This window comes from Ferruginibacter sp. (assembly GCF_031391665.1).
Lineage (GTDB): Bacteria > Bacteroidota > Bacteroidia > Chitinophagales > Chitinophagaceae > Ferruginibacter.
Genome location: NZ_JANMUN010000149.1, coordinates 1 through 5,142 on the forward strand (window position 1 = coordinate 1; position 5,142 = coordinate 5,142).

Consider the following 5,142-nt stretch of genomic DNA (forward strand, 5'->3'; position numbering starts at 1 on the left):
TTTATAGAAACGAGTGGCTATAAATTAGGCAAGCTGGCATATAAAAGAATGATGGATTGTTTATCGGGCAGCACTTTTATGCAGGAGGTTACCGTTGATTCTGTTTTACTGCAGGGCGGATCGTTGTAGATACAAAACAAATAATTATTATTATCTTCCCTTTTGTTAACTCCTTTTTTATTATTTATCTCAAGCTTGCTGTATGACGAATTTGAAAATTAAAATTTCGCTGTTCTTTAATTATTTTGTTTTTGCCATATTGCTGAACAGCTCGGGTATTGCTATAACCCAGGTGCAAAATAATTTTGGTGTAAATAGTAAAGCTGCATCATGGATTGATCCCTGTAAAGATATCAGTATTGCCATCATGTCTTTTTTAGTAGCATCTTTTATTGTAAGGTTAGGTTATAAAAGAGCTATGCTTATTGCTTTGGGTGTTGTATCAGCAACTTGTTTTATTATTCCTAATGTACCCAGTTTTTTAGCAATAAAATTATTGTTTGTAATTGTAGGGGCAAGCTTTGCATTAATTAAAATGTCGGTGTACAGTACTATCGGAATAATAACAAAAGATTCCAAAGAGCATATAAGATTTATGAATTTTATAGAATCTTTTTTTACGGTAGGCAACTTTGCTTTGTACTTTATTTTTAGTTATTTTATTGATGATGCACATCCTGAATCAACCGCCTGGCTTAAATCATATTATTTAATTGGCGGTATTTCTATTGTAGCTTTCCTGTTACTGTTAACCTCAAATTTAGATGAATCAGGTGTGCAGAAAAATGAAACAGAAGGGTCAGTTAACTTTTTTGAAATGTTCACTTTAATGGCCAAACCAATAATAGTCGTTTTTCTTTGCGCTGCATTTTTTTATGTATTGATTGAACAAAGTATTCAAAATTTTTTACCCACATTTAATCAAAAAGTATTGCAGCTCCCTAATGCACTCAGTATTCAGATGGGCAGTATTCTGGCAGGCTCTTATGCTTTAGGCCGTTTTTTAGCAGGCGTGGTGTTAAAAAAAATTCCCTGGTTTTATGTTTTAATAAGTTGCCTGCTTTTAGCTGCAGCTATGGTATTAATAGCAATGCCTTTGGCAAAAAATGTAAATGTAAGTGCAGCAACGGGATGGTTTGATGCACCATTGGCAGCCTATATTTTTCCGCTGATAGGTTTGTTTCTTGCTCCCATTTATCCTTCCATTAATTCTGCTATTTTAAGTTCGCTACCCAAATCAAAACATGCATTAATGTCGGGCCTTATTATTGTTTTTTCTGCCATTGGCGGCAGCTGCGGATCATTAATTACAGGTTTTATTTTTGATTTGTACGATGGTACAACAGCATTTTATTTTACCCTGGTACCCATTACAATTTTAATTATCAGTTTATTTATTTTTAACAGACTGCATAATAAATCAAAAGAAACAGCTGTAACTGTATAATCCTTTTTGTATGCCAAACCAACAGTTGTTTTTTATTGAATCGCTTCGTACCCTTTATGAGGATGTGCAGACAAAAAGAATTTTTGCCGACAGTAAATTTTTTGTGGATTGTGTACCCAAATATGCTGCGGATGAAATTTTAAAAAAGTATGCTGATAAAAGAAATACCACTGAATTTAATTTAAAAAATTTTGTGGGCGACAATTTTATTTTACCTGAAGAAAAAATTTCTGCTTATTCTTCTGCAAAAAAAACAATTGATATTCATTTAAACGATTTGTGGGAAGAATTAAAAAGAACACCCGGCGAAAGTGGCGGTACACTTATTCCGCTTCCGCACCAGTACATTGTTCCCGGTGGAAGGTTTAGAGAAATTTATTACTGGGACAGTTATTTTACTATGTTAGGTTTACAGGTAAGTAAGCGAACGGCTATTATTGAAAATATGCTGGATAATTTCGCATATCTCATCAACCAATTTGGTTTTATACCCAATGGCAACCGCACTTATTATTTGGGCCGCTCTCAACCACCTTTTTTTGCATTGATGATACATTTACTAAGTGAAGAAAAAGGTGAAACTGTTTTTACAAAATATCAAACTGCATTTGAGAAAGAATATAATTTTTGGATGTTGGGAGAGGAGCAATTAAATAGTGAGCAGCAATGCTGTAACCGTGCCGTAAGGTTAGCAGATAACATGGTAATGAACCGTTACTGGGACAGTAAAGATGAGCCCAGGCCCGAAGCTTATGATGAAGATAAACATATTGCTGAAACATCACCGGGCATTCCTTCAAAAACTTATCTTCATATTCGTGCCGCAGCAGAGTCGGGCTGGGATTTTAGCAGCCGTTGGTTTGCCGATAAAAAAGAAATGAAAACAATACAGACAACTGATTTGATTCCGGTTGATTTAAATTGTTTATTATTTTTTATGGAGGAAAGCTTATTAAAAATGTACAAACTGCAACAGCACGAAATAAAAATTAAAGAGTTTCAATTAAAAGTTGAAAACCGATATAAGGCGATACAGGAGTTTTGCTGGAATGAAAAGCAAGGATGTTTTTTTGATTTTAACTTTATCGAACATAAACAGCAGGAGCATTTTAATTTGGCAACAGTATTTCCTTTATTTTTTAAAATAGCAACGGCAGAACAGGCACAAAAAATTGCAACATTAATAAAAGAAAAATTTCTTTATTCAGGAGGTGTAGTAACTACTATTTATAAAACCGGCCAGCAATGGGATGCACCAAACGGCTGGGCACCTTTGCAATGGATGGCGTATAAAGGATTAATGAATTACGGCTTTACGGAATTAGCAATAACATTAAAAAATAACTGGCTTTCCAATTGCGAAAAAGTTTTTGCCGAAACAGGTAAAATGATGGAGAAGTATAACGTAATGGATACAACCGTTACTGCCGGTGGGGGAGAATATCCCAACCAGGATGGTTTTGGCTGGACGAATGGCGTGTATTTAAAAATGAAAAGCGAATAAAAAAAAGGTGAAGCTGGAGCTTCACCTTGCTGTAATGCTTTGGTAGACGGAGTACAACTTTTTACTGGGGATTTAACAAATATATTTGCGTTTGTAAATGGTTATATTACATAATTCAAATATTGCCAATCTTTGATCTTGAGATCAACTTTTAATTATAAATTTAGGCAGTAGTTCACGGCTAATGCTATTTAAAACATCTACAAACCTAAGCCCTGCTCAGTAACAGTGATATTATGAAAATAAATTTTTTAATTATTTTATTACTCTACTCTCTAAATTCTTTTTCTCAAAGCTTATTTGATGAAAGAAAAGTTGATAGCATCGATAGCAAATTAGACAGTATTCTGATTATAGGCGTAGGTTCATCTATCTCTGAACTGTTTTTAGAGAACATTAGCAGATTTACTATTCAAGGCCTTAATAAAAGGAATGTTATAGCTAAGTATAAATATCTCGGACAAAATATTGAAGATGCGAAAGTTCAACTTGATTCTATAAATAAGGCAGGCTACAAAGCAATTTTGCTGTTCTTGCCAAAAAGCGCTCCTTCATTTAATGTTCAAAACATGCAGTATAAAAATACACCACTAATACAAACTGGGCTAATAAAGACAACCAATTATATATCAACTGCTGCTTATCTTGAGGAATTCGACTTTCAACTTTGCATGACACAAAATAATATGAAAAAGGTATGGAATGCCAGAGTTGGTGTAGGTAGTGACTTAATAAAAGTAAAAAATGTAAAAAAAATTGCTAAAAAAATAATTAGCTGTTTTAAAACTAACAAGTATATTAACTAATACATTAGCCAATTTATGTTTTTTGGCAAGCATAGCCTTATTTTTATATTACGGCAACTACAAAATACAAAAGCCGGAGAACTAACTCCGGCCTTCTGGTGCCCACGAAAGGAACTTTTTAAGTTTATTCTGTGGCACTTTACTTTACTTAGATTTACTTCGAAAGCTTTATCTGGCCTTATTCTTAGGCGAATCTAATGTTTGTAATTAGTTTTAGAATTCAAATAAAAAAAGTCTTTTTGGACACCTATTTGGACACCTAAAAAAATTACAAAATCATGTCAGGAATCAATTTTAGTTTGAAAGCAGCCGATAAAAAAGGCGAATCTCCAATTTATTTAACCTATCAGGTAAAAGGAAAAAAATTCAGATATTTTACTAAGTTAAAAGCTATAGCAGCCAGTTGGAAAGACCAAAGAGTAAAACTGAATTATACTGGCTATGCAGAAATTAATGGTATACTTGACGATATTGAAAATACTTTAAAAGAAATTGAAAGGGAAGGCGTTTTTAATAAAAAGGAATACAGTTTAGAAACCGTTAAACGAAAATTCTTTTTAAAGTTTGGAACGCTCAATAATACCAACGACTTTTTTAATGTTTATGATAAATTTATTTCAGATTCCAGAATTACAAAAGCTAACTGGACAGTTAAAGGTTATTTAAGTACCAAAGAAAAATTATTAAAGTTTTCTGATGCTAAAAATTATCCGATAACTTTTGAAAGCATAGACTTTAATTTCTATGAAAATTTCGTGAATTATATGCTGAATGATTTAAAAAATCTTAATAATACGGTTGGAAAATATGTAAAGAATTTAAAAGTATTTTTAAATTATGCTATAGACCACGAATACACATCACAAAATTATCCATTTAAAAAATTCAAAGTCTTCAACGAAGAAGCAGATACAATACATTTATCTGAAAGTGAATTAATGACTATCTATCAAAAAGATAATCTTTGTAAAAGATTAAAGCCGATAAAAGATGTTTTCTGTTTTTCTTGTTTTACAGGTTTGCGTTTTTCAGATATAGATAAACTTGACAATACTCACATAAAGGGAAATTATCTTGAAATCAAAACTGAAAAAACAAGAGATTCAATTAGAATTCCTTTGAATGATTTTGCAAAAGCGATTCTAAGTAGATACAAAACCAAACTCAGTTTAAAACCGTTGCCTACAGGAATAACAAATCAGAAAACGAATCAGTTTTTAAAAGAAATTGCAGAACTGTGTAAAATAAATGAGTTAATAAGAATAGAACAATTCAATGGAGCAAAGCGTGTGGTTACTCACAAAAAGAAATTTGAAATGGTTAGTACTCACACAGCAAGAAGAACTTTTGTTACCCTTGCACTTGAAAAGGGTATAAGAGCTGAG

4 protein-coding genes are annotated in these 5,142 nt (G+C 32.4%); all 4 read left to right on the forward strand.

The window, feature by feature from the left end; all coding sequences use genetic code 11:
• Positions 1-202 precede the first annotated feature (202 nt).
• Entirely contained in the window at positions 203-1,447 is a 1,245-nt protein-coding gene (locus tag ACY651_RS10655) for an MFS transporter (RefSeq protein WP_462252501.1), read from the forward strand.
• 10 nt (positions 1,448-1,457) lie between these two features.
• Complete coding sequence (gene treF / locus ACY651_RS10660; protein ID WP_462252503.1) at positions 1,458-2,951, forward strand: alpha,alpha-trehalase TreF; 1,494 nt, start codon at positions 1,458-1,460, stop codon at positions 2,949-2,951.
• 236 nt (positions 2,952-3,187) lie between these two features.
• The gene (locus ACY651_RS10665) at positions 3,188-3,757 is read left to right on the forward strand and encodes a hypothetical protein (protein ID WP_462252505.1); all 570 of its coding nucleotides are present in this window, start codon (positions 3,188-3,190) and stop codon (positions 3,755-3,757) included.
• Positions 3,758-4,035: 278 nt separating this feature from the next.
• Positions 4,036-5,142, forward strand: a 1,107-nt coding sequence (locus ACY651_RS10670) for a site-specific integrase (protein ID WP_462252507.1), incomplete at its 3' end; no start/stop codon positions are given.